Origin of the sequence: Streptomyces sp. NPDC048171, assembly GCF_043202655.1 — a bacterium.
Classification (GTDB): domain Bacteria; phylum Actinomycetota; class Actinomycetes; order Streptomycetales; family Streptomycetaceae; genus Streptomyces.
Genome location: NZ_JBIDAU010000014.1, coordinates 48,935 through 74,209, shown reverse-complemented (window position 1 = coordinate 74,209; position 25,275 = coordinate 48,935). Strand labels below are relative to the sequence as shown.

Annotated in this window: 22 protein-coding genes; 14 read left to right on the top strand and 8 right to left on the bottom strand. The window is 72.8% G+C overall.

Annotated elements, in window-relative coordinates:
* Window positions 1–19 precede the first annotated feature (19 nt).
* Complete coding sequence (locus ACGF3J_RS33660; protein WP_161331071.1) at window positions 20–769, bottom strand: GntR family transcriptional regulator; 750 nt, start codon at window positions 767–769, stop codon at window positions 20–22.
* A 26-nt stretch (window positions 770–795) separates the two neighbouring features.
* Window positions 796–2,121, bottom strand: coding sequence for a homogentisate 1,2-dioxygenase (gene hmgA, locus ACGF3J_RS33655; protein ID WP_161331072.1), 1,326 nt, complete (start codon window positions 2,119–2,121; stop codon window positions 796–798).
* Between the two features lie 191 nt (window positions 2,122–2,312).
* Between hmgA and ACGF3J_RS33650 the strand changes: the two genes are divergently transcribed.
* From ACGF3J_RS33650 to ACGF3J_RS33610, 9 genes are all read left to right on the top strand, one after another.
* Window positions 2,313–2,882 (top strand): hypothetical protein, encoded by a 570-nt coding sequence (locus ACGF3J_RS33650; RefSeq protein WP_161331073.1) that lies wholly within the window; start codon window positions 2,313–2,315, stop codon window positions 2,880–2,882.
* Between the two features lie 7 nt (window positions 2,883–2,889).
* The gene (locus tag ACGF3J_RS33645) at window positions 2,890–3,507 is read left to right on the top strand and encodes a TetR/AcrR family transcriptional regulator (protein WP_161331074.1); all 618 of its coding nucleotides are present in this window, start codon (window positions 2,890–2,892) and stop codon (window positions 3,505–3,507) included.
* 116 nt (window positions 3,508–3,623) lie between these two features.
* Window positions 3,624–6,014, top strand: coding sequence for a molybdopterin-dependent oxidoreductase (locus ACGF3J_RS33640; protein ID WP_393855530.1), 2,391 nt, complete (start codon window positions 3,624–3,626; stop codon window positions 6,012–6,014).
* A 140-nt stretch (window positions 6,015–6,154) separates the two neighbouring features.
* Window positions 6,155–7,603, top strand: a complete 1,449-nt coding sequence (locus tag ACGF3J_RS33635) for a CitMHS family transporter (protein WP_161331076.1) — start codon at window positions 6,155–6,157, stop codon at window positions 7,601–7,603.
* Window positions 7,604–7,660: 57 nt separating this feature from the next.
* Complete coding sequence (locus tag ACGF3J_RS33630; RefSeq protein WP_161331077.1) at window positions 7,661–8,914, top strand: MFS transporter; 1,254 nt, start codon at window positions 7,661–7,663, stop codon at window positions 8,912–8,914.
* A 382-nt stretch (window positions 8,915–9,296) separates the two neighbouring features.
* Window positions 9,297–10,643 carry an ABC transporter ATP-binding protein gene (locus ACGF3J_RS33625; protein ID WP_161331078.1) on the top strand — a complete coding sequence of 449 codons (1,347 nt, stop codon included), beginning with the start codon at window positions 9,297–9,299 and terminating at the stop codon, window positions 10,641–10,643.
* A 122-nt stretch (window positions 10,644–10,765) separates the two neighbouring features.
* The gene (locus ACGF3J_RS33620; RefSeq protein ID WP_161331079.1) at window positions 10,766–12,154 is read left to right on the top strand and encodes an aldehyde dehydrogenase family protein; all 1,389 of its coding nucleotides are present in this window, start codon (window positions 10,766–10,768) and stop codon (window positions 12,152–12,154) included.
* Between the two features lie 20 nt (window positions 12,155–12,174).
* On the top strand, window positions 12,175–13,272 hold the full coding sequence (locus tag ACGF3J_RS33615; protein ID WP_122617367.1) for a Zn-dependent alcohol dehydrogenase: 1,098 nt from the start codon (window positions 12,175–12,177) through the stop codon (window positions 13,270–13,272).
* 266 nt (window positions 13,273–13,538) lie between these two features.
* The gene (locus ACGF3J_RS33610) at window positions 13,539–14,864 is read left to right on the top strand and encodes an MFS transporter (RefSeq protein WP_393855529.1); all 1,326 of its coding nucleotides are present in this window, start codon (window positions 13,539–13,541) and stop codon (window positions 14,862–14,864) included.
* Here ACGF3J_RS33610 and ACGF3J_RS33605 read toward each other — a convergent pair.
* From ACGF3J_RS33605 to ACGF3J_RS33595, 3 genes are all read right to left on the bottom strand, one after another.
* Window positions 14,856–15,824, bottom strand: a complete 969-nt coding sequence (locus tag ACGF3J_RS33605) for a DMT family transporter (protein ID WP_161330976.1) — start codon at window positions 15,822–15,824, stop codon at window positions 14,856–14,858. The genes ACGF3J_RS33610 and ACGF3J_RS33605 overlap by 9 nt on opposite strands.
* A gap of 70 nt (window positions 15,825–15,894) precedes the next feature.
* Window positions 15,895–16,608: a helix-turn-helix transcriptional regulator gene (locus ACGF3J_RS33600; RefSeq protein WP_161330977.1), complete on the bottom strand. Its 714-nt coding sequence runs from the start codon at window positions 16,606–16,608 to the stop codon at window positions 15,895–15,897.
* Between the two features lie 46 nt (window positions 16,609–16,654).
* A complete protein-coding gene (locus ACGF3J_RS33595) occupies window positions 16,655–17,296 on the bottom strand; it encodes a TetR/AcrR family transcriptional regulator (RefSeq protein ID WP_161330978.1) in 642 nt (213 codons plus the stop codon).
* Between the two features lie 102 nt (window positions 17,297–17,398).
* Here ACGF3J_RS33595 and ACGF3J_RS33590 point away from each other — a divergent pair, with 102 nt between their 5' ends.
* From ACGF3J_RS33590 to ACGF3J_RS33580, 3 genes are all read left to right on the top strand, one after another.
* A complete protein-coding gene (locus ACGF3J_RS33590) occupies window positions 17,399–18,550 on the top strand; it encodes an acyl-CoA dehydrogenase family protein (protein WP_161330979.1) in 1,152 nt (383 codons plus the stop codon).
* 77 nt (window positions 18,551–18,627) lie between these two features.
* The gene (locus ACGF3J_RS33585; RefSeq protein ID WP_125495536.1) at window positions 18,628–18,942 is read left to right on the top strand and encodes a YiaA/YiaB family inner membrane protein; all 315 of its coding nucleotides are present in this window, start codon (window positions 18,628–18,630) and stop codon (window positions 18,940–18,942) included.
* Between the two features lie 61 nt (window positions 18,943–19,003).
* A complete protein-coding gene (locus ACGF3J_RS33580; protein WP_161330980.1) occupies window positions 19,004–19,657 on the top strand; it encodes a TetR/AcrR family transcriptional regulator in 654 nt (217 codons plus the stop codon).
* Here ACGF3J_RS33580 and ACGF3J_RS33575 read toward each other — a convergent pair.
* Complete coding sequence (locus tag ACGF3J_RS33575) at window positions 19,648–20,109, bottom strand: MaoC family dehydratase (RefSeq protein ID WP_125495538.1); 462 nt, start codon at window positions 20,107–20,109, stop codon at window positions 19,648–19,650. The two genes, ACGF3J_RS33580 and ACGF3J_RS33575, sit on opposite strands and share 10 nt — an antisense overlap.
* 112 nt (window positions 20,110–20,221) lie before the next feature.
* On the opposite strand from ACGF3J_RS33575, the gene soxR reads away from it, so the two are divergent.
* Entirely contained in the window at window positions 20,222–20,731 is a 510-nt protein-coding gene (gene soxR / locus ACGF3J_RS33570; protein ID WP_161330981.1) for a redox-sensitive transcriptional activator SoxR, read from the top strand.
* Window positions 20,732–20,804: 73 nt separating this feature from the next.
* On the opposite strand, the gene ACGF3J_RS33565 is transcribed toward soxR, so the two are convergent.
* Entirely contained in the window at window positions 20,805–21,542 is a 738-nt protein-coding gene (locus ACGF3J_RS33565) for a 3-keto-5-aminohexanoate cleavage protein (protein ID WP_161330982.1), read from the bottom strand.
* Window positions 21,543–21,631: 89 nt separating this feature from the next.
* A complete protein-coding gene (locus tag ACGF3J_RS33560; RefSeq protein WP_161330983.1) occupies window positions 21,632–22,237 on the bottom strand; it encodes a hypothetical protein in 606 nt (201 codons plus the stop codon).
* Between the two features lie 222 nt (window positions 22,238–22,459).
* Between ACGF3J_RS33560 and ACGF3J_RS33555 the strand changes: the two genes are divergently transcribed.
* Complete coding sequence (locus tag ACGF3J_RS33555) at window positions 22,460–25,267, top strand: penicillin acylase family protein (protein ID WP_161330984.1); 2,808 nt, start codon at window positions 22,460–22,462, stop codon at window positions 25,265–25,267.
* Window positions 25,268–25,275: the final 8 nt, after the last annotated feature.

The following is a 25,275-nucleotide window of genomic DNA, read 5'->3' as shown; positions in this document are numbered from 1 at the left end:
ACGACGGGAGGGCGCGGCCTCATGTGGCGTCCAGGGTGACCGTGAAGGAGAACCGGTCGCCCCGGTAGTGGATGACCGCCACGTCCAGCACCCTGCCCGTGGTGTCGTAGGTGATGCCCGTGTAGTGCAGGATCGGGCTGAGCAGCGGGACTTCGAGCAGCCGGGCCGTCTCCGGGTCCGCGAGCCGGGCCTCCACGGTGTCCGTGATCCGGCTGATGTCCATCCCCACCACGTCCCGCAGCACCTTGGTCATCGGCCATCGGGCGAGGTCGTCCACGTCGATGCGGGCGGCCAGCTCGGGGCGGACGTAGTTGCGGGCGTGGTTGGTGGGCTCGCCCGTCGTCTCGTCGCAGCGCAGCCGGTGGTACGTCCCCACCTCCACGGACTCGGGGAAGTACTCCGCGACCTCGGGCGGCACCGGCACCGTGCCGTGGCCCAGCAGTTCGGCCTTCATGCCGGACTGCTGCGCCACGATCGCGTCCACCGAGCCCAGCAGCCGCACCGGGGCGCCCCGCCGGGCGTCCGGCTCGATGAAGGTGCCGCGCCGGCGGTGCCGGGTGATCAGCCCCTCGTCCTCCAGCTCCTTCAGCGCCTGCCGCATGGTCAGCACGCTCACCCCGTAGTGACCGGCCAACTGCTCCTCGGTGGGCAGCCGCAGCGGGTCCCGGGGCGAGCGGCCGAGTATCGAGGCGCGCAGCGACTGCGACACCTGGTACCACAGCGGCAGCTTGCGGTTCAGGACGATGGAGTCCGGGGCGAAGGAGGTCACGGGCCATCCGTACCGGTAGGGAAACCTCAGTGCAAGGGGCGGAAGTGACGCTCCAGGCCCTGCCAGACGTCGTCGTAGCGGGCCTGCAGGTGCTCGGCGCGGGCCGCCTGGGGGGTGAGGGTCACCGGCCACCTGGTCTCGAACATGAACGCCAGGCCGTCGTCGATGCGCTGCGGCTTCAGCTCGGCGGCGCTCGCCCGGTCGAAGGTCTCCCGGTCCGGACCGTGCGCCGACATCATGTTGTGCAGCGAACCGCCGCCCGGCACGAAGCCCTCCGCCTTCGCGTCGTAGGCGCCCTCGATCAGGCCCATGTACTCGCTCATCACGTTCCGGTGGAAGTACGGCGGCCGGAAGGTGTCCTCGCCCACCAGCCAGCGCGGCGCGAAGACCACGAAGTCGACGCCCGCGAGGCCCGGGGTGTCCGACGGGGAGGTGAGCACAGTGAAGATGGACGGGTCCGGGTGGTCGTACGAGATGGTGCCGATGACGTTGAAGCGGCGCAGGTCGTAGACGTACGGCACGTGGTTGCCGTGCCAGGCGACGACGTCCAGGGGGGAGTGGTCGTACTCGGCCGTCCAGAGGTTGCCGCAGAACTTGTTCACCACCTCCACCGGGCCCGGCGTGTCCCCGTCGTCCTCGTAGGCGGCGACCGGCGCCATGAAGTCCCGCGCGTTCGCCAGGCCGTTGGCGCCGATCGGGCCGAGGTCCGGCAGCTGGAAGGGTGCGCCGTAGTTCTCGCAGACGTAGCCGCGGGCGTCGGCGTCCAGCAGCTCCACCCGGAAACGCACCCCGCGCGGGATCAGCGCCACGTGGCCCGGCTCGGCGTGCAGCAGCCCGAACTCGGTGCGCAGCAGCAGGCCGCCGCGCTCCGGGACGATCAGCAGCTCGCCGTCGGAGTCGCTGAACACGCGCTCCATGGAGGCGGTCGCGTGGTACAGGTGCACCGCCATGCCGGTGCGCTGGGTCGCGTCGCCGTTGCCGCCGAGCGTCCACAGGCCCGCGACGAAGTCCGTCCCGGCCGGCGGCTCCGGCAGCGGGTTCCAGCGCAGCCGGTTCGGGTCCGGCACGGCCTGGGCGAAGGGCGCCGTGCGGATCGCGCCGTTGCCCGCGCGGGTGAACGCCGGGTGGGCGGCCGAGGGGCGGATCCGGTACAGCCACGAACGCCGGTTGTGGGCGCGGGGCTCGGTGAACGCCGTACCGCTCAACTGCTCCGCGTACAGCCCGAGCGGCGCCCGCTGCGGTGAGTTCCGGCCCGCGGGCAGTGCGCCCGCGACCGCCTCCGAGCTGTGCTCGTTGCCGAAACCGGACAGATAGGCAAGCCCCTCCGCGGTCTTCCGCGCGTCCCCGCTCATTGATCGCTCCCTCGCAACCCGATTCCTATGGCACACCGTAGGATTGCGGTTTCCCTTGCGCAAGAGGGCGTGCGGGTCTTCCCGGTGCGTCCCGGTTCTTCCCCGTCCGGCGCGCGCCTCCCCCTGAAGGATGACCGGAACCAGGCCCCCGGGGGATCCGGACTGTCGGACCCGTGTTCTAGTCTCGCGTCATGTCGTGGACGCGGGGAGTGCTCGCCGTGCTCGCGGTCTGCGTCCTGTTGTTGACCGGGTCCGCGGGCTGCGGCTCGGGAGACGACGGAGAACCGGAGGCCGGGGAGTCGGCCGCTTCGGCGGGCAGGCTGCTCGACGCCACCGACGAGCAGGGCCGGCGCTACCGCGAGGTGGACGCCGAACGGGCCCCCGAGGTCGGCATCGAGGTGCAGCCCGAGAGCGACGACAGCTGGGACGTACGCCTGACCGTCCGCGGCTTCAGGTTCTCGCCGGACGGCACCGGGGCCGAGGCGGTGCCCGGCCGCGGCGTCGCCCACCTCTTCCTCGACGGCGACCTCCTCACCCGCCTGCGCGGCCCGGAGTACCGGCTCACCGCAGACCTGGTCCCGCGCGGCACCCACCAGGTCACGGTCCGGCTGTACGCCGACGACGACACCGTCTGGGCCGTCGACGGCGAGCCCGTCGAGAGCACGGCGGACATCACGGCGTCGGACACCGAGCCGACGGAGGCGACGGAGCCCGAGGAGATCGAGGGCCGGACCGTTCCCACCCGCGCGACGGCACGGTGAGGGCATCATGAGGACCGTGTCCCACGCGACCCCGCTCCGCCGCGCCCCCGTGCAGCGGCGCAGCGCCGAACGGCTGACCAGGATCCTCGACGCCTGCGCCGACCTCCTCGACGAGGTGGGCTACGACGCCCTGAGCACCCGGGCCGTGGCGCTGCGCGCGGACGTCCCCATCGGGTCGGTGTACCGCTTCTTCGGCAACAAGCGGCAGATGGCCGACGCGCTGGCCCAGCGCAACCTGGAGCGCTACGCGGAACGCGTGACCGAACGGCTCACGGAGACCGGCGACGGCGGTTGGCGCTGCGCCCTGGACGCGGTGCTCGACGAGTACCTGGCGATGAAGCGGACCGCCCCGGGCTTCTCCCTGATCGACTTCGGCAACCAGATCCCGGTCGGCGACCGGGCCACCGTCCCCAACCACCGCGTCGCCGAGCGGCTCACCGAGCTGCTCTCCGGCTACCTCGGCCGCCGCCCCGACGACGATCTGCGCCGCGTCTTCCTCGTCGCCGTGGAGACCGCCGACACCCTCGTCCAACTCGCCTTCCGGGTCGCGCCGGACGGGGACGCGAAGATCATCGAGGAGGCGCGGGAGCTGCTCCGGGCGTATCTGGGGCGCGTCCTGGACTGACGCACCGGCCGCACCGGCCGCACCGGCGCCGTGCGGCCGTGCGCGAGAGGGCTCCCCAACATGCCTACCGGTCGGTATGCTCGCGGCAAGAGCGACGCCGCCCTCCGGGAGGACCCGTGCCCCGCACCGCCCTGCGTATCTGCCCCCTGTGCGAGGCCACCTGCGGCCTGGCCCTCACCATCGACGGCACCGAGGTCACCGCCGCCCGCGGCGACCGCGACGACGTCTTCAGCCACGGCTTCATCTGCCCCAAGGGCGCCGCCTTCGGGGCCGTCGACTCCGACCCCGACCGGCTGCGCACGCCCCTGGTGCGCAGGGACGGCGAACTGCGCGAGGCCACCTGGGAGGAGGCCTTCGACGCCGTCGCCGGCGGGATCCGCACCGTCGCCGAGCGGCACGGACCGCACTCCGTCGGCGTCGTCCTCGGCAACCCCAACGTGCACACCGTGGCCGGCGCCCTCTACCCGCCCGTCCTGCTCGCCGCCCTCGGCACCCGCAGCCTCTTCACCGCCTCCACGGTCGACCAGATGCCCAAGCACGTCTCCAGCGGGCTGCTCTTCGGCGACGCCAACGCCATCCCGGTGCCCGACCTCGACCACACCGACCACCTCCTGCTGATCGGCGCCAACCCGCTGGAGTCCAACGGCAGTCTGTGCACCGCCCCCGACTTCCCCGGCCGGCTCAAGGCCCTGCGCGCCCGCGGCGGCACCCTCACCGTCGTCGACCCGCGCCGCACCCGCACCGCGAAACTCGCCGACCGCCACGTGGCGATCCGGCCCGGCACCGACGCCCTGCTGCTCGCCGCGATGGCCCGCGTCCTGTACGAAGAGGACCTCGTCGACCTCGGCGACCTCGCCCCGCACGTGATCGGGGCCGACGAGGTCCGCGACGCCGTACGCGACTTCACTCCCGAGGCCGTCGCCGCGGCCTGCGACGTGGACGCCGGTGTGACACGTGCCCTCGCCCGCGAACTCGCCGCCGCCCGCACCGGCGCCGTCTACGGCCGCATCGGCAGCTGCACCGTCCCGCACGGCACCCTCGCCAGCTGGCTCGTGGACGTCCTCAACATCCTCACCGGCAACCTCGACCGGCCCGGCGGCGCCCTCTTCCCGCAGGCCGCCACCGACCGGACCCCGCGCCCCGCCGGACCCGGCCGCGGATTCGCGCTCGGCCGCTGGCGCTCCCGGGTGAGCGGACACCCCGAGGCCAAGGGCGAACTGCCGCTGTCCGCCCTCGCGGAGGAGATCGACACCGCCACCGACACCGTCACCGGCGCCGACACGGACACCGTCACCGGCGCCGACACGGACACCGTCACCGGCGCCGACACGGACACCGCCACCGACGCCGACACGGACACCGCCACCGACGCCGACACGGACACCGCCACGGACGCGCCCGCCGCCGACGCCGCCGCCGGCGAGCCGGTCCGCGCGCTGATCACCATCGCCGCCAACCCCGTACTGTCCGCCCCCGACGGCGACCGGCTCGACAAGGCGCTCGACTCGCTCGACTTCATGGTCAGCGTCGACCCCTACCTCAACGAGACCTCCCGCCACGCCGACGTCGTCCTGCCGCCGCCCCCGCCCGCGCAGAGCCCGCACCACGACTTCGCCTTCAACACCCTCGCCGTGCGCAACCAGGTCCGCTACACCCGCCCCGCCGTCCCGCTGGAGCCCGGCCGCATGGCGGAGACCGAGATCCTGGCCCGGCTGACCCTGGCCGTCAGCGGCAGGCACGGCGCCGACCCGGCCGCCGTCGACGCCATGGTGATCGAGCAGACCCTCGGCAAGTCCGTCCGCGACCCGCACTCACCCGTGCACGGCCGCGACCCCGGCGACCTGACCGCCCGGCTCACCGGCGAGAACGGCCCCGAGCGACGGCTCGACCTGATGCTGCGCCTCGGCCCCTACGGCGACGGCTTCGGCGCACGGCCCGACGGGCTGACCCTGGAGCGCCTGCTCGCCCACCCGCACGGCATCGACCTCGGCCCGCTGCGCCCCCGCCTGCCGCAGCCGCTGAAGACCCGCAGCGGCAAGGTGGAGCTGCTGCCGGAGCCGATCGCAGGCGACCTGCCCCGCCTGCGGCACGCCCTGGCCGAGCGCCCCGCCGGGCTCGTCCTCGTCGGCCGCCGCCACCTCCGGTCCAACAACAGCTGGATGCACAACATCCCGGCCCTCACCGGCGGCTCCAACCGCTGCACCCTGCACGTGCATCCCGACGACGCCGGACGGCTCGGCGTAAGCGGCGCGCAGCCCGTGCGCGTCCAGGGCCCCGGGGGAGAGGTGACCGTCCCCGCCGAGGTCACCGACACCGTCCGGCCCGGCGTGGTCAGCCTCCCGCACGGCTGGGGCCACGACCGCCCCGGCACCCGCCAGGCCCACGCCGCCACCGAGCCCGGCGTCAACGTCAACCAGCTCCTCGACGGCAGTCTCCTCGACCCGCTCTCCGGCAACGCGGTCCTCAACGGCGTACCGGTCAAGCTCACCCCGGTGACCGCCCGCTGACCTGAGCAAAGCCTTGACCTGGAGTTTTGCGCTTATTGCTCGCATGTCAACGTCTTGTTAACGCGACTTCACGGCACCTAACGTCGCTCGCACCGCCTGCCCCGGTGGAATGTTCAAGGGCGAACGTTAGGTACTCACACATGCTGACCATCCTCGGCTTCGCCATGATCGCGACCTTCCTGGTCCTGATCATGATGAAGAAGATGTCGCCGATCGCGGCGCTCGTGCTGATTCCCGCGCTGTTCTGCGTGTTCGTCGGCAAGGGCGCCCACCTCGGCGACTACGTCATCGACGGCGTGTCCAGCCTCGCCCCCACCGCGGCGATGCTCATGTTCGCGATCGTCTACTTCGGGGTGATGATCGACGTCGGGCTCTTCGACCCGATCGTCCGGGCCATCCTGAAGTTCTGCAAGGCCGACCCGATGCGCGTCGTCGTCGGTACGGCACTGCTCGCCGCGATCGTCTCGCTCGACGGCGACGGCTCCACCACCTTCATGATCACGGTCTCGGCCATGTATCCGCTGTACAAGCGGCTGAAGATGAGCCTGGTCGTGATGACGGGCGTCGCCGCGATGGCCAACGGCGTGATGAACACGCTGCCCTGGGGCGGCCCCACCGCCCGTGCCGCCACCGCGCTCAAGGTCGACGCCACCGACATCTTCGTCCCGATGATCCCGGCCCTGGCCGTCGGACTGCTCGCGGTCGTCGCCCTGTCGTACGTGCTCGGTCTGCGCGAGCGCCGCCGCGTGGGTACGCTGACGCTGGACGAGGCGCTGGTGCGCGAACCGGCGCCGGAGACCGAGACGGTGCTGGTCGGTGCGGGTGCGGGTGCGGGTGCGGGTGCCAAGGCCGGTGCCGGTCGTGGCGGCGCGGGCGGAGCGGACCGCTCCCAGGGTTCCGCCGGCTCCGGCGGCTCCGGCGCGGCGGACGAGGCGCCGGACGACGACTTCAAGGGCCTCGACCCGAACCGCCCCACCCTGCGCCCCAAGCTGTACTGGTTCAACGCGCTCCTCACGGTCGCGCTGCTCACCGCCATGATCATGGAGCTGCTGCCGATCCCGGTGCTCTTCCTGCTCGGCGCCGCGCTGGCGCTCACCGTGAACTTCCCGCACATCCCGGACCAGAAGGCCCGGATCGCCGCCCACGCCGACAACGTGCTCAACGTCTCCGGCATGGTCTTCGCCGCCGCCGTCTTCACCGGCGTCCTCACCGGCACCGGCATGGTCGACCACATGGCCAACTGGCTCGTGGACACCATCCCCGAGGGGATGGGCCCGCACATGGGCCTGGTCACCGGCCTGCTGAGCCTGCCGCTCACCTACTTCATGTCCAACGACGGCTTCTACTTCGGCGTCCTGCCCGTGCTCGCCGAGGCGGGGCAGGCGCACGGCGTGTCGACGCTGGAGATCGCCCGCGCCTCGATCGTCGGCCAGCCGCTGCACATGTCCAGCCCGCTCGTCCCGGCCGTGTACGTCCTGGTCGGCATGGCGAAGGTCGAGTTCGGCGACCACACGCGGTTCGTCGTGAAGTGGGCGGTCCTGACCAGCCTGGTGATTCTCGCGGCGGGCATCCTGTTCGGCATCATCTGATCATCGCAGCGGCTTCCGCGGCCGCTGCGCGGCGAGTCGTACAGGAAGGACACGATCATGGGGCCCGGTGGGAACCGCGGCTGGCTGCTCCGCCTCGTCATCGCCTTCGGCTTCGCGCAGGGGGCGGTGTCGATGGCACGGCCCGCCGTCTCCTACCGGGCCCTCGCGCTGGGCGCGGACGAACGGGCGGTCGGCGTCATCGCCGGTGTGTACGCGCTGCTGCCGCTGTTCGCCGCCGTCCCGCTCGGCCGCCGTACCGACCACGGCCGCTGCGCTCCCCTGCTGCCCGTCGGCGTGGTGCTCATCGCCGGCGGCTGCGCGCTCAGCGGTGTCGCCGGGTCCCTGTGGGCGATGGCCCTGTGGAGCGGCGTCATGGGCCTCGGCCACCTCTGCTTCGTCATCGGCGCCCAGTCGCTGGTCGCCCGCCAGTCCGCGCCGCACGAACAGGACCGCAACTTCGGGCACTTCACCATCGGCGCCTCGCTCGGCCAGCTGATCGGCCCCATCGCCGCGGGCGCGCTGATCGGGGGCCCCGACATGGCCGGCAGCAGCGCGCTGGCCCTGGTGGTGGCGGGCGCGGGCGCGGCGGTCGCCTTCACTTCCCTGTGGCGCATAGAGCATCCGAGGACCGCCGGGGCAGGCAAGGAGCGGGGCGCGCGCGTCCCCGTGGGCAGCATCCTGCGGGCCCGGGGTGTCCCGGCGGGCATCCTGATCAGTCTGTCGGTGCTGTCCGCGACCGACATCCTCACCGCCTATCTGCCGGTGGTCGGCGAGCACCGCGGCATCTCCCCGGCCGTGATCGGCGTCCTGCTCAGCCTGCGCGCGGCGGCCACCATCGCCTGCCGGCTCGTGCTGACCCCCCTGCTGCGGCTGCTCGGCCGCACCGTGCTGCTCACGGTGACCTGTCTGCTGGCCGCCGTGCTGTGCGCCGGGGTCGCGCTGCCGGTGCCGGTGTGGGCGCTCGCGCTGATGCTGGTCGTGCTCGGCTTCTGCCTCGGCGTCGGCCAGCCGCTGTCCATGACGACGGTCGTCCAGGCCGCCCCCGACGAGGCCCGTTCGACGGCCCTCGCCCTGCGGCTGACCGGCAACCGCCTCGGCCAGGTCGCCGCGCCCGCCGCGGCGGGACTGATCGCGGGCGTCGCGGGCGTCGCCGCGCCCTTCGTGATGCTCGGCGCGCTGCTCCTGCTCTCGTCGGGGGTTGCCCTGCGCTCCCCGTCGGCGGGTACGGGCGACCGTCGGCGTGCGGGGATCGGGCAGGATGACACGGACCGGGCCGGCAGCGACCGGCCGTGTCGGGAAGCGAAGGGATGAGCGTGATCCTCATCTTTCTGTCCGCAGTCCTCCTCCTGGCCGTGGGCGGCTGTGTCTGCGTCGTGTGGGCGGCCAGGGGCGGCCCGCGCTGGACGCGGGGGGTCTCGAGGGCGACCCTGCTGGCGGGGGAACTGCTGCGTGCGTCGAACCGTAGTTCGCGCCGGAGCGGGAGCGGGAGCAGCGGCGACGGCGGCGCGGACGGCTGAGGGAACCAGATCGTCCGCTTTCTCACCAGGTGGACGACGGAGGGGGATCCGGTCCGGCGTCTTCCCCCGGCCGCGCACTGTCCGTTAACTTCCGTGACTCACACGCCCCGTACGACCCGCACGAGGGCGTCCGACCGCGGAGCACCAGCGCCCAGTGAGCCCCCGGGGGCACCTCCATGACACGCGCCATCTCCCTGCACGACGTGAGCAAGACCTTCGCGCGAGGCGTCCGCGTGGTGGACCGGCTGTCGCTGGACATCGCGCCGGGCGAGTTCCTCGTCCTGCTCGGCCCCTCCGGCTGCGGCAAGTCGACCGTGCTGCGCATGATCGCCGGCCTGGAGGAGGTCACCGAGGGCGAGGTGCTGCTGGACGGCGAGTACGCCAACGACCTGCTCCCCGCCGAGCGGCGGATGGCGATGGTCTTCCAGAACTTCGCCCTGTACCCCAACATGACGACCCGTGGGAACATCGGCTTCCCGCTGCGCGTCGAGGACCCCCAGACCGACCCCGGGCCCCGCGTCGACGCCACCGCCCGCATGCTGGGCATCGAGGACCTCCTCGACCGCCTGCCCGGCCAGCTCTCCGGCGGCGAACGCCAGCGCGTCGCCATGGGCCGGGCCATCGCCCGCCACCCCACCGCCTTCCTGATGGACGAGCCGCTGTCCAACCTGGACGCCAAGCTCCGCAACCACCTGCGCGCCGAGATCACCCGGCTGACCCGGGAACTGGGCGTCACCACGATCTACGTCACCCACGACCAGTCCGAGGCCATGTCCCTCGGCGACCGGGTCGCGGTCCTGCGCGGCGGCGTGCTCCAGCAGGTGGACACCCCGCGCGCCGTGTACGCCCTGCCCCGCAACGTCTTCGTCGCCGCCTTCATCGGCACCCCGCGCATCAACCTGCTGCGGGGGATCGTGCGCGCCCCGCTGGACGGCGCGATGACGATCAGCCTGGGCAAGCAGTTCCTGCGCCTGCCCGAACCGCTCTGCCTGGACCACCAGTTGCTCCGCGTCCAGCAGGGCCGGGAGGTGATCGTGGGCCTGCGTTCGGAGGCCGTCCGGATCGCGAAGCCCGCGTCCGCCCGTCCCGGCGAGGTACTGCTCACCGGCCTGGTGGAGCACGTCGAGTTCCAGGGCCACGAGATCCTCGTCCACCTCGACACCGGGTCGCGGCCCGCCGTCGTGCCCGATCTGGAGGCCCCGCGGCCCGCCACCCGCCCCGTCCGGCGCCGCCGCCGCGACGGCACCGTCCTCGACCGGCTGAGGGAACGGGCGGGCACCCTGCGCGCCGGGCCGCTGGTGGTCATGGACGAAGCGGAGGAGGCGCAGGGGCGGAGCCCCGCCGTCACCGCTCCCGACGGCCGCCTCCCCGGCGACCTGATCGTCCGCACCACCCCCGACATCGACCTGCGCCACGGCATGCAGGTGCCGCTGCTCGTCGACCTCGCCCACCTGTTCGTCTTCGACCAGCACGGCGACCGCATCTGCCCCGCCCCCGCCCGGCTGCCGGACCTGGAGGAGTGAACCCGCCGGGACCGCGTCCCCGGAGAGGGTGACCCGCGCCACCATCGGGGGAGCCCCTGGTGCCGTAAAACTATCGGCGCTAGTTTGGGGCCGGACGACAAGGACCGCCCGGAGGGAACGCGATGAAGGCACACGACGGCATGTACATCGACGGGGCCTGGCGGTCCGCCGACGGCCGGGACACGATCGACGTCGTGAACCCGGTCGACGAGCGGGTGATCGGCACGGTCCCCGCCGGCACCGCCCTGGACGTCGACACCGCCGTACGCGCGGCCCGCGCCGCCCTGCCCGGCTGGGCCGCCACCCCGCCCGCCGAGCGCGCCGCCCGCCTGGCCGCCCTGCGGGACGTCCTGGTCGCCCGCAAGGACGAGGTCGCCGAGACGGTCACCGCCGAACTGGGCTCCCCGCTGAAGTTCTCGCAGGCCGTGCACGCCGCCGCCCCGATCGCGGTCGCGGGCTCCTACGCCGAGCTGGCGGCGACGTACGCCTTCGAGGAGAGGGTCGGCAACTCCGTCGTCCACCACGAGCCGGTCGGCGTGGTCGGCGCCATCACCCCCTGGAACTACCCGCTGCACCAGATCGTCGCCAAGGTCGCCCCGGCGCTCGCGGCCGGCTGCACGATCGTGCTCAAGCCCGCCGAGGACACCCCGCTCACCGCGCAGCTCTTCGCCGAGGCGGTGCACGAGGCGGGCCTCCCCGCGGGCGTCTTCAACCTGGTCACCGGCCTCGGCCCGGTCGCCGGCCAGGCCCTCGCCGAGCACCCCGGCGTCGACCTGGTCTCCTTCACCGGCTCGACGGCGGTGGGCCGCCGGATCGGCGCCCTCGCCGGCGCCGCCGTCAAGAACGTCGCCCTCGAACTCGGCGGCAAGTCCGCCAACGTCATCCTGCCCAGCGCCGACCTGGCCAAGGCCGTGAACGTCGGCGTCGCCAACGTCATGTCCAACTCCGGTCAGACGTGCAGCGCCTGGACCCGCATGCTCGTCCACCGCGACCAGTACGACGAGGCGGTGGAGCTGGCCGCCCAGGCCGCCGCCAAGTACGGCGACCGGATCGGCCCGGTCGTCAACGCCAAGCAGCAGGAGCGCGTGCGCGGATACATCGAGAAGGGCGTCGCCGAGGGCGCGCGGATCGTCGCGGGCGGCCCCGAAACCTCGCACGAGCAGGGGTACTACGTCTCCCCGACGGTCCTCGCCGACGTCACCGAGGACATGACGGTCGCCCAGGAGGAGATCTTCGGCCCCGTCCTGTCCGTCCTGCGCTACGAGGACGAGGAGGACGCCCTGCGGATCGCCAACGGCACGGTGTACGGCCTCGCAGGCGCCGTCTGGGCCGGGGACGAGGCCGAGGCCGTCGCCTTCGCCCGGCGGATGGAGACCGGGCAGGTCGACATCAACGGCGGACGGTTCAACCCGCTGGCACCCTTCGGCGGCTACAAGCAGTCCGGCGTGGGCCGCGAACTGGGGGCGCACGGCCTCACCGAGTACCTCCAGACCAAGTCCCTCCAGTTCTAGCCAGGGGAGTTGCCCACGCCATGGCCGTCCGTTCCGCTGTCCGTGCCGCCGTCGTACCCGCCGTAGGCGCCCCGCTGGAGGTCACCGGGATCGAACTCCCCGCACCGGGCCCCGGCCGGGTGCGGGTGCGGCTCGCCGCCGCCGGGGTCTGCCACTCCGATCTGTCCCTGTCCAACGGCACCATGCGCGTGCCGCTCCCCGCGGTCCTCGGCCACGAGGGCGCCGGCACCGTCCTGTCCGTCGGCGAGGACGTCACCCACGTCGCGCCCGGCGACGCCGTGGTCCTCAACTGGGCCCCGTCCTGCGGCGCCTGCCACGCCTGCGCGCTCGGCGAGGTCTGGCTGTGCGCGAACGCCCTGGCCGGCGCCGCGCACGTGCACGCCCGCCGCGCCGACGACGGCACCGACCTGCACCCCGGTCTGAACGTCGCCGCGTTCGCCGAGGAGACGGTGGTGGACGCCGGCTGCGTGCTGCCCGCCCCGGACGGCATCCCGCTCACCGACGCGGCGCTGCTCGGCTGCGCCGTCCTCACCGGCTACGGCGCCGTCCACCACTCGGCGAAGGTCCGCGAGGGCGAGACCGTCGCGGTCTTCGGCGCCGGGGGAGTGGGGCTCGCCGCCCTCCAGTCGGCCCGGATCGCGGGCGCGTCGAAGATCGTCGCCGTCGACGTGTCCCCGGAGAAGGAGGAGCTGGCCCGCGCGGCCGGCGCCACCGACTACCTCATCGCCTCCGACACCACCGCCCGCGAGATCCGCGCCCTCACCGGCAAGCAGGGCGTCGACGTCGCCGTCGAGTGCGTCGGCCGCGCGACCACCATCCGCACCGCCTGGGAGTCCACCCGGCGCGGCGGGCGCACCACGGTCGTCGGCATCGGCGGCAAGGACCAGCAGGTCACCTTCAACGCCCTGGAGATCTTCCACTGGGGCCGCACCCTCTCCGGCTGCGTCTACGGCAACGCCGACCCGGCCCGCGACCTCCCCGTCCTCGCGGAACACGTCCGGGCCGGACGCCTCGACCTCGGGGCCCTGGTCACGGAACGCATCGCGCTGGACGGCATCCCGGCGGCGTTCGAGAACATGCTGGCGGGCAAGGGCGGCCGGGCGCTGGTGGTGTTCTAGGCCGCCGCACCGCGCCGCGCGCGTTCACGAGGGTGCCGGGTCCGCCCCGGCGCCCCGTTCCGCGTGCCCGCGCGCGCCGCGCGTCCCCGCGTAGCGCCACGGTCGCGGTGCGACAAACATCCGGCACGACTGTTGACCGCATACCGTCCGGTCAGTACGTTCCCCGAAACGTTTCCCCAACGTCCCCTCCCCACCCCCTCCCCGCCCTTCCCCCTGCGTTCCCCCACGCCCCACTCCCCCCCCCGCACCCACCGGAGCGTGCCCGTATGGACACCACCCCCTCCGCTCAGCCCCTGGCCGCCACCGCCGAGGCCGCCGCCCCCAACCGCCGCCGCGTGGCCACCGCCGCGGCCCTCGCGTCGGCCGTCGAGTGGTACGACTACTTCGTCTTCGGCATCGCCGCCGCCCTCGTCCTGGGCGACCTGTACTTCCCGGCCGGCAGCTCCACCGCCGGTGTCCTGGCCGCCTTCGCCACCTTCGCGGTCGGCTTCCTCGCCCGCCCGATCGGCGGCATCGTCGCCGGCCAGCTCGGCGACAAGAAGGGCCGCAAGCCGATGCTGGTCATCGCGCTCACCCTGATGGGCGTGGCCACCACCGGCATCGGCCTGCTGCCCACGTACGAGACCATCGGCGTCGCCGCCCCGATCCTGCTCGTCCTGCTCCGCATCGCCCAGGGAGTGGCCGTCGGCGCCCAGTGGGGCGGCGCGATGCTGCTGGCCACCGAGTACGCCCCCGAGGGCAAGCGCGGCATCTACGGCAGTGTCGTCCAGCTCGGCGTCCCCATCGGCGTGGTCACCGCCAACACCGTCTTCCTGCTGGCCGGGGCGTTCACCTCCGAGTCGGCCTTCGAGTCCTGGGGCTGGCGGGTGCCGTTCGTGGTCGGCCTGCTCGTCCTGGGGCTCGCCTGGTACATCCACACCCGCGTCGAGGAGACCCCGGAGTTCCGGGAGGCCGAGCGGGCGCTGGCCGAGCAGGAGCAGGGCGAGCAGTCCTCCCCGCTGCGTACGATCATGCGCGAGCACCTCGGCACGGTCCTGCTGGCCGGCGGCTCCTTCGCCGTGAACACCGCGACGTTCTACATCCTCATCACCGGCGTCCTCGACTACACGACGCGCGAACTGGACATGGACCACGGCGCGGTGCTCGCCGTCTCGCTCTGCGTCAGCCTCACCCAGCTGGTGCTGATCCCGGGCGCCGCCGCCCTGTCCGACAAGTTCGGCCGCATCAGGGTCTACACCGTCGGTGCGGTCGGCATCGCCGTGTGGGCCGTCCCGCTGTTCCTGCTCATCGACACCGGCTCACTGGTGTGGCTGGCGGTCGGCACCTTCGTCGCCAGCTGCTTCCTCAGCATCATGTACGGGCCCCAGGCCGCCCTCTTCGCCGAGCTGTTCACGCCGGAGATGCGCTACACCGGCGCCTCCCTCGGCTACCAGATCGCCGCCGTCGGCGGGGGCGGGCTCGCGCCCTTCGTCATGGTGCTGCTCCTGGAGGCCACGGGTACCTCGATGGCCGTCTCCGGCTACATCATCGCCCTGTCGGTGATCGCCCTGGTGTCCATCAAGGTGCTGGCCGGCAGGGCGCGTTCACGCTGACCGCGAAGCGCCCTCGGGCCGCGACCCCACCGGCTCGTCCGGGGTCGCGGCCCGAGGGCGCCTCCGGGACCGCGACACCGCCACCCCCGCCAGGCAGAGCGCGCCGCCCGCCAGGGTGAGCAGCCCCGGCACCTCGCCGAGCGCCAGCCACGACATAAGGACCACCAGGGCGGGCACGGCGTAGGTGGTGGCGCCCATGCGCCCGGCGGTCGTCCGGGCCAGCGCGTACGCCCAGGTGGTGAACGCCAGCGCGGTCGGGAACACGCCCAGGTACACCATGTTCAGCGTCGCGGAGGCGGGCGCGTCGGCCGCCTCGTGCACCAGCTGCCCCGTGAACGGCAGGCAGAGCACCGCACCGACCAGGCAGCCGAACGTCGTCACCTGGAGCGCGCTGGCGTGCCCCAGCGCGGGCTTCTGCGCGACCACCCCGCCCGCGTACGCCACCGCGGCCAGCAGGCACAGCACCACCCCGAACAGCGAGGAACCGCCCTCGCCGGACATCGACAGGCCCACGGTCACCGCTCCGGCGAACGACACCGCCATCCCCGCCAGCAGCCGCGGCGGCAGCGCGTCGCCGAGCAGGCGGGCGCCGAGCAGTGCGATGAGGATCGGGCCGACGTTCACCACCAGCGCGGCCGTACCGGCGTCCACCTGCTGCTCGCCCCAGTTCAGTACCACCATGTAGAAGCCGAACCACAGCAGCCCCGATATCGCGATCCCCCGCCAGGCCGGCCGGGGCGGCAGTCCTTCCCGCCGCACCAGGCAGATCAGGGCGAGGGTCACGGCGCCGGACAGCAGCCGCCCGAGGGCCAGCGCACCCGGCGAGTAGGCCTCGCCCGCGCTGCGGATGGAGACGAAGGCGGAGGCCCACAGGACGACGGTCACGGTGGCCGCGCCGGCCGCGAGCAGCTGCGGACGGCGGGAGGGGGCGGAGGGGGACGTGCGGGCGGTGCTCATCATGCTCCAGACGTTAGGGCGCGACGGCCGCGTGGTCTCGCGGATTTCGGACGGGGAGGCGGTGCCGCGCGGCTCAGCGCAGCGCCACCGGATCGATGCCCAGCAGGTCGAAGAGTGCGGCCTCGCCCGCCGGCGTGACCTTCACCGCCCGTTCCGAGCCGATGCGCACGCACCAGCCGGAGTCCAGGGCGTGCCGGCACAGGGCCGCGCCGGCCACGCCCGCGAGGTGCGGACGGCGTTCGGTCCAGTCGAGGCAGGCCCGCGCCAGCGGACGGCGGCCCGTGGGCGTCAGCGCGATCCCGGCCGCGTCGAACCAGCCGAGCCCCGCGTCGGTGAGCGCGAAACCGGTGTCCTGGCGCAGCAGCCCGCGCCCGGTGAGGGCGTCGGTCATCGAGATGCCCAGCCGCCCGGCGAGATGGTCGTAGCAGGTGCGCCCCCGGGCCATCGCCGACCCGGCGCCCGCCGCCCGCAGGGTGCGCGGTCGCCGGGCGGCGGCCTGCGGCGCGACCTGCGCTGCCAGGTCCTCGACCAGCTGCGCGACCCGCTCGTCGGCCAGCCGGACGTACCGGTGCCGTCCCTGGCGCTCCTCGGTGAGCAGCCCGCCCGCGACGAGCTTGCCCAGGTGCTCGCTGACCGTGGACGCGGCGACGCCCGCGTGCCGGGCCAGCTCACCGGCGGTCCAGGCCCGTCCGTCCAGCAGCGCCAGCAGACAGGCGGCGCGCGTCTCGTCCGCGATCAGCCCGGCCAGCCGCGCGAGGCCGGGCGCCCCGGCATCCCTCTCGGTCATGGGTCCAGGATGCGCCCCGCACGGTTCGGTGGGCGCCGAAGTGTCCTCAGACGCCCCGCGCCACCTGCGCGTACTGCTGGGTCAGTCCGTCCAGCAGGGCCGTCAGCCCGGTCTCGAAGGCCCGCTCGTCGATCTTCTCCTGCTGCTCGGCCAGGAGGTGGGCCTGCTGGAGGTGCGGATAGGCGGCGGGGTCGTAGGCGCCGGCGTCGTCGACGAAGCCGCCGGCGAAGGAACCGAGCGCGGAGCCCATGATGAAGTACCGCATCAGCGCGCCGATGGACGTGGCCTGGGCCGGGGGCCAGCCGGCCGCGACCATCGCGCCGTAGACGGCGTCCGCGAGGTGCAGCCCGGCCGGACGGCGGCCGGGGCCGTGCGCCAGTACCGGGACGATGTTGGGGTGGTCGCGCAGGGCCGCCCGGTAGGAGACGGCCCAGTCGTGCAGCGCGGTCCGCCACTCCCGGCCGTCCTCGAACATCGACAGGTCCACCTGCGCGCTCACCGAGTCGGCGACGGCCTCCAGGATCTCGTCCTTGGTGCGGAAGTGGTTGTAGAGCGAGGGCCCGCTGACGCCCAGCTCCGCGGCGAGCCGGCGGGTGGAGACGGCCGCGAGGCCCTCCGCGTCCACCAGAGCGCGGGCTTTCTCGACGATCCGGTCGGTGCTGAGCAGGGGCTTGCGCGGTCGGGCCATGGCGCACATAGTAGGGCTGCGACTTTAAACTAGCAGTGCTAATTTAAAAGTCCGGCTTTCAAGTCCACCGGTCAAGGACCGTCTTCTGTGGGGTGACTCGGCATGAATCTGGAGCTCAGCGAGGAGCAGAGCGCCGTGCGGCGGCTCGCGCGGGACTTCGTGGAGCGCGAGATCGCCCCGCACGTCGTCGCCTGGGACCGCGCCGAGGAGGTGGACCGGTCCGTCGTGAAGAAGCTCGGCGAGGTCGGCTTCCTCGGGCTCACCGTCGACGAGGAGTACGGCGGCTCCGGCGGCGACCACCTCGCGTACTGCCTGGTGACGGAGGAGCTGGGGCGCGGCGACAGCTCGGTGCGCGGCATCGTGTCCGTCTCCCTCGGCCTGGTCGCCAAGACCATCGCCGCCTGGGGCGACGAGGAGCAGAAGCGGCGCTGGCTGCCGGGGCTCACCTCCGGCGCGTACGTCGGCTGCTTCGGCCTGACCGAGCCCGGCACCGGCTCGGACGCGGGGAACCTCGCCACCCGGGCGGTCCGTGACGGCGACGACTACGTCGTCAACGGCACCAAGATGTTCATCACCAACGGCACCTGGGCCGACGTCGTCCTGCTCTTCGCCCGCTCCACCGACGCCCCGGGCCACAAGGGGGTCTCCGCCTTCCTGGTGCCCACCGACACCCCCGGTCTGACCCGGCGCACCGTCCACGGCAAGCTCGGGCTGCGCGGCCAGGCCACCGCCGAACTGGTCCTGGAGGACGTCCGGGTCCCGGCCTCCGCGATGCTCGCGCCCGAGGGCAAGGGCTTCTCGGTCGCCATGTCCGCGCTCGCCAAGGGGCGGATGTCGGTCGCGGCCGGCTGCGTCGGCATCGCCCAGGCCGCGCTGGACGCGGCCGTGCGGTACGCCGGCGAGCGCGAGCAGTTCGGGAAGACCATCGCCCACCACCAGCTGGTGCAGGAGCTGATCAGCGACATCGCCCTCGACGTGGACGCGGCCCGGCTGCTGACCTGGCGGGTCGCCGACCTGATCGACCGCGGGCAGCCCTTCACCGTCGAGTCCTCCAAGGCCAAGCTGTTCGCCTCGGAGGCGGCCGTCCGCGCCGCCAACAATGCCCTCCAGGTCTTCGGCGGCTACGGCTACATCGACGAGTACCCGGCCGGCAAACTGCTGCGCGACGCCCGCGTGATGACGTTGTACGAGGGCACCAGCCAGATTCAGAAGCTGGTCATCGGGCGGGCGCTGACGGGTGTTTCGGCCTTCTGAGGGCCGGGGGTTCTGAGTACCTCGACTGAGTACGGCGGCGGATGTGGCCCGGACCACGTCCGCCGATCCTTGTGCCCATGAGTGACACACCGGTCAAGCAGCAGAACACGGCGGCCTTCTACGGGCAGGCCGTCGCGTCGTTCTCGGTCGCCATGGCCGCCACCGCCATCGGCATCTACCAGCTCCAGGCCGACGCGTGGGTGCGCGCCTTCCTGGCCATCGCCGTCCTGTACCTCGTCACCTCCGCCTTCACGCTGGCCAAGATCATCCGAGACCGTCAGGAGGTGGGGCAGATCGTGAGTCGTGTGGACCAGGCGCGGCTGGACAAGATCCTTGTGGAGCACGACCCGTTCCACAAGCCCGGCGGCCCCTCCGCCGGGCAGCGCGCCTAAGCGCCCGCTCAGTATCGGCGGTATGGTGGTGGCTCCTGTCACCGAGAGGGGCGAACAAGCGATGAGTACGGCGGCCGAGACGACGGGCGGCGACATCGAGCCGTGGGAAGAGGTCACGCCTGACGCGGCCCGGCGGCTCCTGGTCGCCGCCGTGGAGGCGTTCGCCGAGCGCGGGTACCACGCGACCACGACCCGCGACATCGCCGGACGGGCCGGCATGAGCCCGGCCGCGCTCTACATCCACTACAAGACCAAGGAAGAGCTGCTGCACCGCATCAGCCGCATCGGTCACACCCGGGCGGTGGCCATCCTGCGCTCCGCGGCCCAGGGTGACGGCAGCGCGACCGAACGGCTCGCCGACGCCGTGAGCTCCTTCGTCCGCTGGCACGCCGGCCGGCGCACGACCGCGCGGGTCGTCCAGTACGAGCTGGACGCGCTGGGTCCCGAGGCCCGGGAGGAGATCCTCGCGCTCCGCCGGCAGTGCGACGCCGCCGTGCGCGGCATCATCGAAGACGGTGTGGCGACGGGCGAGTTCGACGTGCCGGACGTCAAGGGCACCACGCTCGCCGTGCTGTCGCTCTGCATCGACGTGGCCCGCTGGTTCAACGTGAAGGGCGCCCGGACGCCCGACGAGGTCGGCGCGCTCTACGCCGACCTCGTGCTGCGGATGGTCGGGGCCGGGGCGTCCGGATCCGACCGGTCCGCTCAGACGTAGTAGCGGGAGACGGACTCGGCGACGCAGACCGGCTTGTCGCCGCCCTCGCGCTCCACCGTGAAGGCGACGGACACCTGGATCCCGCCCGTGACGTCCTCGACGCCGGTGATCGTCGCCGTGGCGCGCAGGCGCGAGCCGACCGGGACGGGGGAGGGGAAACGGACCTTGTTGGTGCCGTAGTTGACGCCCATCTTCACGCCCTCGACCCTGATCAGCTGCGGCCCGAACAGCGGGAGCAGCGACAGGGTCAGATAGCCGTGCGCGATGGTGGTGCCGAAGGGGCCCGCGGCGGCCTTCTCCGGGTCGACGTGGATCCACTGGTGGTCGCCGGTGGCCTCGGCGAACAGGTCGATCCGCTTCTGGTCGACCTCCAGCCAGTCGGTGTGTCCCAGCTGCTCGCCCACCGCCGCCTTCACCTCGTCGACGGATGTGAAGATCCTCGGCTCTGCCATGCTCCCGGCCTCCCGTGTGACGCGACTCTAAGCGACTGCTTAGCATGGTCGCCCGAGAAGCCCCTGTCAACGGACCGGACGGGTGAGGGGCCGGGTGGGTAGGGTTCGAGGGGTGCCTCAGATTCCCGAGAAGATCCATGAGCTCACCGTCGGCCAGCTCGCCGCGCGCAGCGGCGCCGCCGTCTCCGCCCTGCACTTCTACGAGTCCAAGGGCCTGATCAGCAGTCGCCGCACCTCGGGCAACCAGCGCCGCTTCAGCCGTGACGCGCTGCGCCGCGTCGCCTTCGTACGGGCGGCCCAGCGGGTCGGCATCCCCCTCGCCACGATCCGCGAGGCGCTCTCGGAGCTGCCCGAGGGCCGCACCCCCACCCGGGACGACTGGGCCCGGCTCTCGGCGTCCTGGCGCTCCGAACTGGACGAGCGCATCAAGCAGCTCAACCGCTTGCGCGACCACCTCACCGACTGCATCGGCTGCGGCTGCCTGTCCCTGGACACCTGCGTCCTGTCCAACCCGGACGACGCGTTCGGAGAAACCCGGGCGGGTTCCCGCCTCCTGGTGGAACGCAAGTCCCCGGATCAGGCCGGCCGGACCTGCGCCCCGTCCCCGGCGAACTGCGACTGACCCGCCCCCGCACACCCCGTGCGGCCCCTGACACCCGCTCGTGCGGCGGCGTTGCGCCGCCCCGGCGTGGCATTCACATCCCGCCCCGCCGTGCCGAGGCCCACTCCTCGAGGCCCGCCCTCACCAGTTCGGCGTTGGAGGCGGCACGGCTGCCGTCGGGCAGCAGCAGGGTGTCCTCCAGGCCGACCCGGGTCGGCAGGCGCAGGTGGCCGGCGAGGCGGAGTACCGGCCAGGCGCCCGCGTCCTCGCCGTGCAGCAGGACCGGGCGGCCGTGGGCGGTGCCCAGCGTGGACAGCAGGGTTCGTGCGGTGTCAGGCGCGGTCGCCCGGCCGGTGTCCGTGACCTCGGCCAGTACCCGCAACACCCTCGGTCCCAGCGGTGAGCGCAGGAAGCGTGCCGCCCCGTCCGTGCCCGACCAGATGCCGGCCTCCACGCCCACCCCGCGCTCCAGCAGCGCGGCCGCGGTCTCCTCGGCGCCCGGCTCGTGCCAGTTGACCGACGCGTGGTCGGGCAGCACCGTCCAACTCCGGATCCGCGCCACCCGGGCGGCCGGGTCGGGCTCCGCCCAGGCGCCCGTCGTGACGCCGACCGGAACCGGGGCCGGCAGCCGCGCGCGCACCGCCTCCAGCGTGGCCGCGAGCACGCGCGGCGACAACGTGTCCCGGCCACAGGGTGTCTTCGGGTGGACGTGGACATCCGTCGCCCCGGCGGCGACCGCTCCCGCCACGGAGTCCGCGAGCGCCTCCGGCGACAGCGGCACCACCGCACCGTCGGCGGCCTCCCGGCCCCCGTTCGCACACAGTTGCACCATCCCCCCAGGGTGCCGTGCCCCACTGACAACACCCGTCGGCCGCCGGTCGTCGGGGGTGCGGCCTCCCCGGCACACCCCCGCGACTCCGGCTACGCCGACATCAGCAGCCGTCGCCCCCGCCGGGCCTCCGCGAGCGCGTCGGGGGTGAGGACCGGCCGCGGTACGAGGATCCCGCACTCCGCGCAGACGGGCCCCGTCGAGGGTTCGTGGTCGAGGTCGTAGGTCCAGACGAGGCGTTCCCCGTCGCACACCGGGCAGACGGAGCCCGGTTCCCGCTCCAGCGCCGAGATCAGCCGGCGCAGTACTTCCGCGAGCGGCCAGTCGGGATGCACCCGGGGGTCGTCGCACCAGGCGACACCGAAACCGCCCCAGGTCAGCCGGTGCCAGTCGTCCACGCTGCCCGGCCTGCGCAGCCCGTCGTGCTTCTCCTTCCTGCGTCGCTCGGCGAACTCGTCCTCATAGGCAAGCCACACGGAACGCGCCTCCTCCAGCTCCTCCAGTGCGGCCACGAGCCGCACCGGGTCCGGAGAGCGGTCCTCGGGACCGAACCCTGCCCTGGAGCAGAGATGGTCCCAGGTAGCCCTGTGCCCATAAGGGGCAAAACGTTCAAGGCACTTGCGCAGCGAATAACGCCGCAGCGCCAGGTCGCACCGTGGATCGCGGACCTGTCTCGCCAGACTTCGGAAACCGGCCATCGCCCTGCACCTCCGTCACACCTGCACCTGTACTCGGGTCACTTCGGCGTCGTCGTACGGACGTCGCCGAATAGACGTATCGACAACCGATTCGGCTCCATCCGATTTCCGATGCCCCCCATCAGCCGATCCACCCCCTGGAAAAAAGTGACGCATGTTCATCTTCCAACTCGGGGATACCGGCGGTAACGTCCCGCCACACCCCCGTCGGGAGGAGCTGCCATGCCACGACGCACCCCACGCGACGCCCTCGACAGACTGAGAACTCCCCGCGGCCTCCACGGGTTCCTGAAGGGCGCTTCCGTATGCGCCCTCATCGCCGGCCTCTTGTCGCCGCTTTCCCCGGCGATGGCCGCCGACACGGAATCCTCCGAAGCCGCGCCCGTCGAAGCGACGGCCCAGGACCACTGCGGAGGGCAGTGTTCAGACATCCTCCCGCCCGGCCAGAACGGCAACGCCACGCTCGCCGAAATCCTCCTCAACCAGGCATTCGGCACCCAGCCCGCCCATGCGGAGGACCAGCTCGGCCCGTACGCCAACCTCGCCACGGGCTACTCCGCCCTCACCAACGACAAGATCGACGACTTCTTCAACGACGCCTCCTTCGGCGTCCCCGCCGGCCAGGTCGCCTCGACCATCCGCCCCGCGGGCCGCGACGACGTGACCATCGTCCGCGACAAGAAGACCGGTGTGCCGCACATCACCGGCACCACCCGCTACGGCACCGAGTTCGGCGCCGGCTACGCCGCGGCCCAGGACCGGCTGTGGCTGATGGACCTCTTCCGGCACGTCGGACGCGGCCAGTTGACCCCCTTCGCCGGCGGCGCCCCCGCCAACCAGGGCCTGGAACAGCAGTTCTGGCGCAGCGCCCCCTACACCGAGGCCGACCTGGAGGCGCAGATCGAGAGCGCCGCCGCCAAGGCCGGCGAACGCGGCGAGCTGGCCCTGGCCGACGTGGACGCCTACGTCGCCGGCATCAACGCCTACATCGACCGCTCCGACCGGGGCCGCTACTTCCCCGGCGAGTACGTCCTGACCGGCCACAAGAACGCCATCACCAACGCCGGCACCATCGAGCGCTTCAAGCGCACCGACCTGATCGCGCTGGCCTCGGTCATCGGCTCCCTCTTCGGCGCCGGAGGCGGCGGCGAGGTCGGCAACGCGCGCTCCCTGCTCGCCGCCCAGGAGAAGTACGGCGTGGCCGAGGGCACCGAGGTCTGGGAGTCCTTCCGCCAGCGCAACGACCCCGAGGCCGTCCTCACCCAGCAGGACGGCAGCTTCCCCTATCTGCCGAGGCCCGACGACCCGCAGGGCCGCGCCCTGCCCGACGCCGGCTCGGTCGAGGCGGAACCCCTGATCCACGACCGCACCGGCACCGCGGCCACGGCGAACGCGACCGGCGCCTCCACCAAGGCGGCCGACGCGGCCGTGACGTCGGCCCGGCGCGGCATGTCCAACGCCCTCGTCGTCAGCGGCGAACACACCGCCAGCGGCCACCCGGTCGCCGTCTTCGGACCGCAGACCGGCTACTTCGCGCCCCAGCTCCTCATGCTCCAGGAGATCCAGGGCCCGGGCCTGAGCGCCCGCGGCGCCTCCTTCGCGGGCCTGAGCATGTACGTCGAACTCGGCCGCGGCCAGGACTACGCGTGGAGCGCGACCACCTCGGGCCAGGACATCATCGACACCTACGCCGTCGAACTCTGCCAGGACGACTACCACTACCTCTACCGCGGCACCTGCACCCCGATGGAGAAGATCGAGCGCAAGAACGCCTGGAAGCCGACCGTCGCCGACGGCACCAAGGCCGGCTCCTACACGATGCGCGTCTGGCGCACCAAGTACGGCCCGGTCGAATACCGCGCCACCGTCGGCGGCAAGAAGGTCGCCTACACCACCCTGCGCTCCTCCTACCTGCACGAGGCCGACTCGATCATCGGCTTCCAGATGCTCAACGACCCGGACTACCTCGACAGCCCCGAGCGCTTCCGGAGCGCCGTCCAGCACATCAACTACACCTTCAACTGGTTCTACGCCGACTCCGAGCACACCGCGTACTACAACAGCGGCGACAACCCGGTCCGGGCGAACGGCGTCGACGCCGAGTTCCCGGTCTGGGCGCGGCAACCCTACGAGTGGCAGGGCTGGGACGCGGCCGGCAACACCGCCCGGTACACCGAGGCGGCCGCCCACCCGCAGTCGGTCGACCAGGACTACTACGTCTCCTGGAACAACAAACAGGCCAAGGACTACCCGGCCTCCTCCTGGGGCAACGGCTCCGTCCACCGCGGCGACCTCCTCGACGACCGCGTCGGGAAACTGGTCGCCGAGGGCGGCGTCACCCGCGCCGCACTGGTGCGGGCCATGGCCGAGGCGGGCCTCGCCGACCTGCGGGCCGAGGGCGTGCTGCCCGACCTGCTGAAGGTGATCGACTCCGCGCCGGTCACCGACCCGGACGCCAGGGCGGCCGTCGACCGGCTCAAGGCCTGGCGCGCGGCGGGCGGCCTGCGCACGGAGACCTCGGCCGGCTCGAAGCAGTACGCCCACGCCGACGCGATCCGCACCCTGGACGCCTGGTGGCCGCTCCTGGTGAAGGCCGAGTTCGAACCCGGCCTCGGCAGCGACCTGTACACCGCCTTCGCCGCCAACCTGCCCGTCGACGAGTCCCCGTCCGCCGCGCACGGCCCCACCGGCGCCCACGCCGGCAGCGCCTTCCAGTACGGCTGGTGGAGCTATGTCGACAAGGACATCAGAGCGGTGCTCGGCGAGTCCGTCCAGGGCCCGCTCGCGCGGGAGTACTGCGGCGGCGGCGACCTCGCCGCCTGCCGGGGCACCCTGGTCGCCACCCTGAAGGAGGCCGCGGGCCGCACGGCCGCCCAGGTCTACCCGGGCGACGACAACTGCTCGGCGGGCGACCAGTGGTGCGCCGACTCGGTCATCCACCGCACCCTGGGCGGCATCAAACACGGAGGGATCAGCTGGCAGAACCGGCCGACCTACCAGCAGGTCGTGGAGTTCACGAGCCACCGGTGACCGGCCGG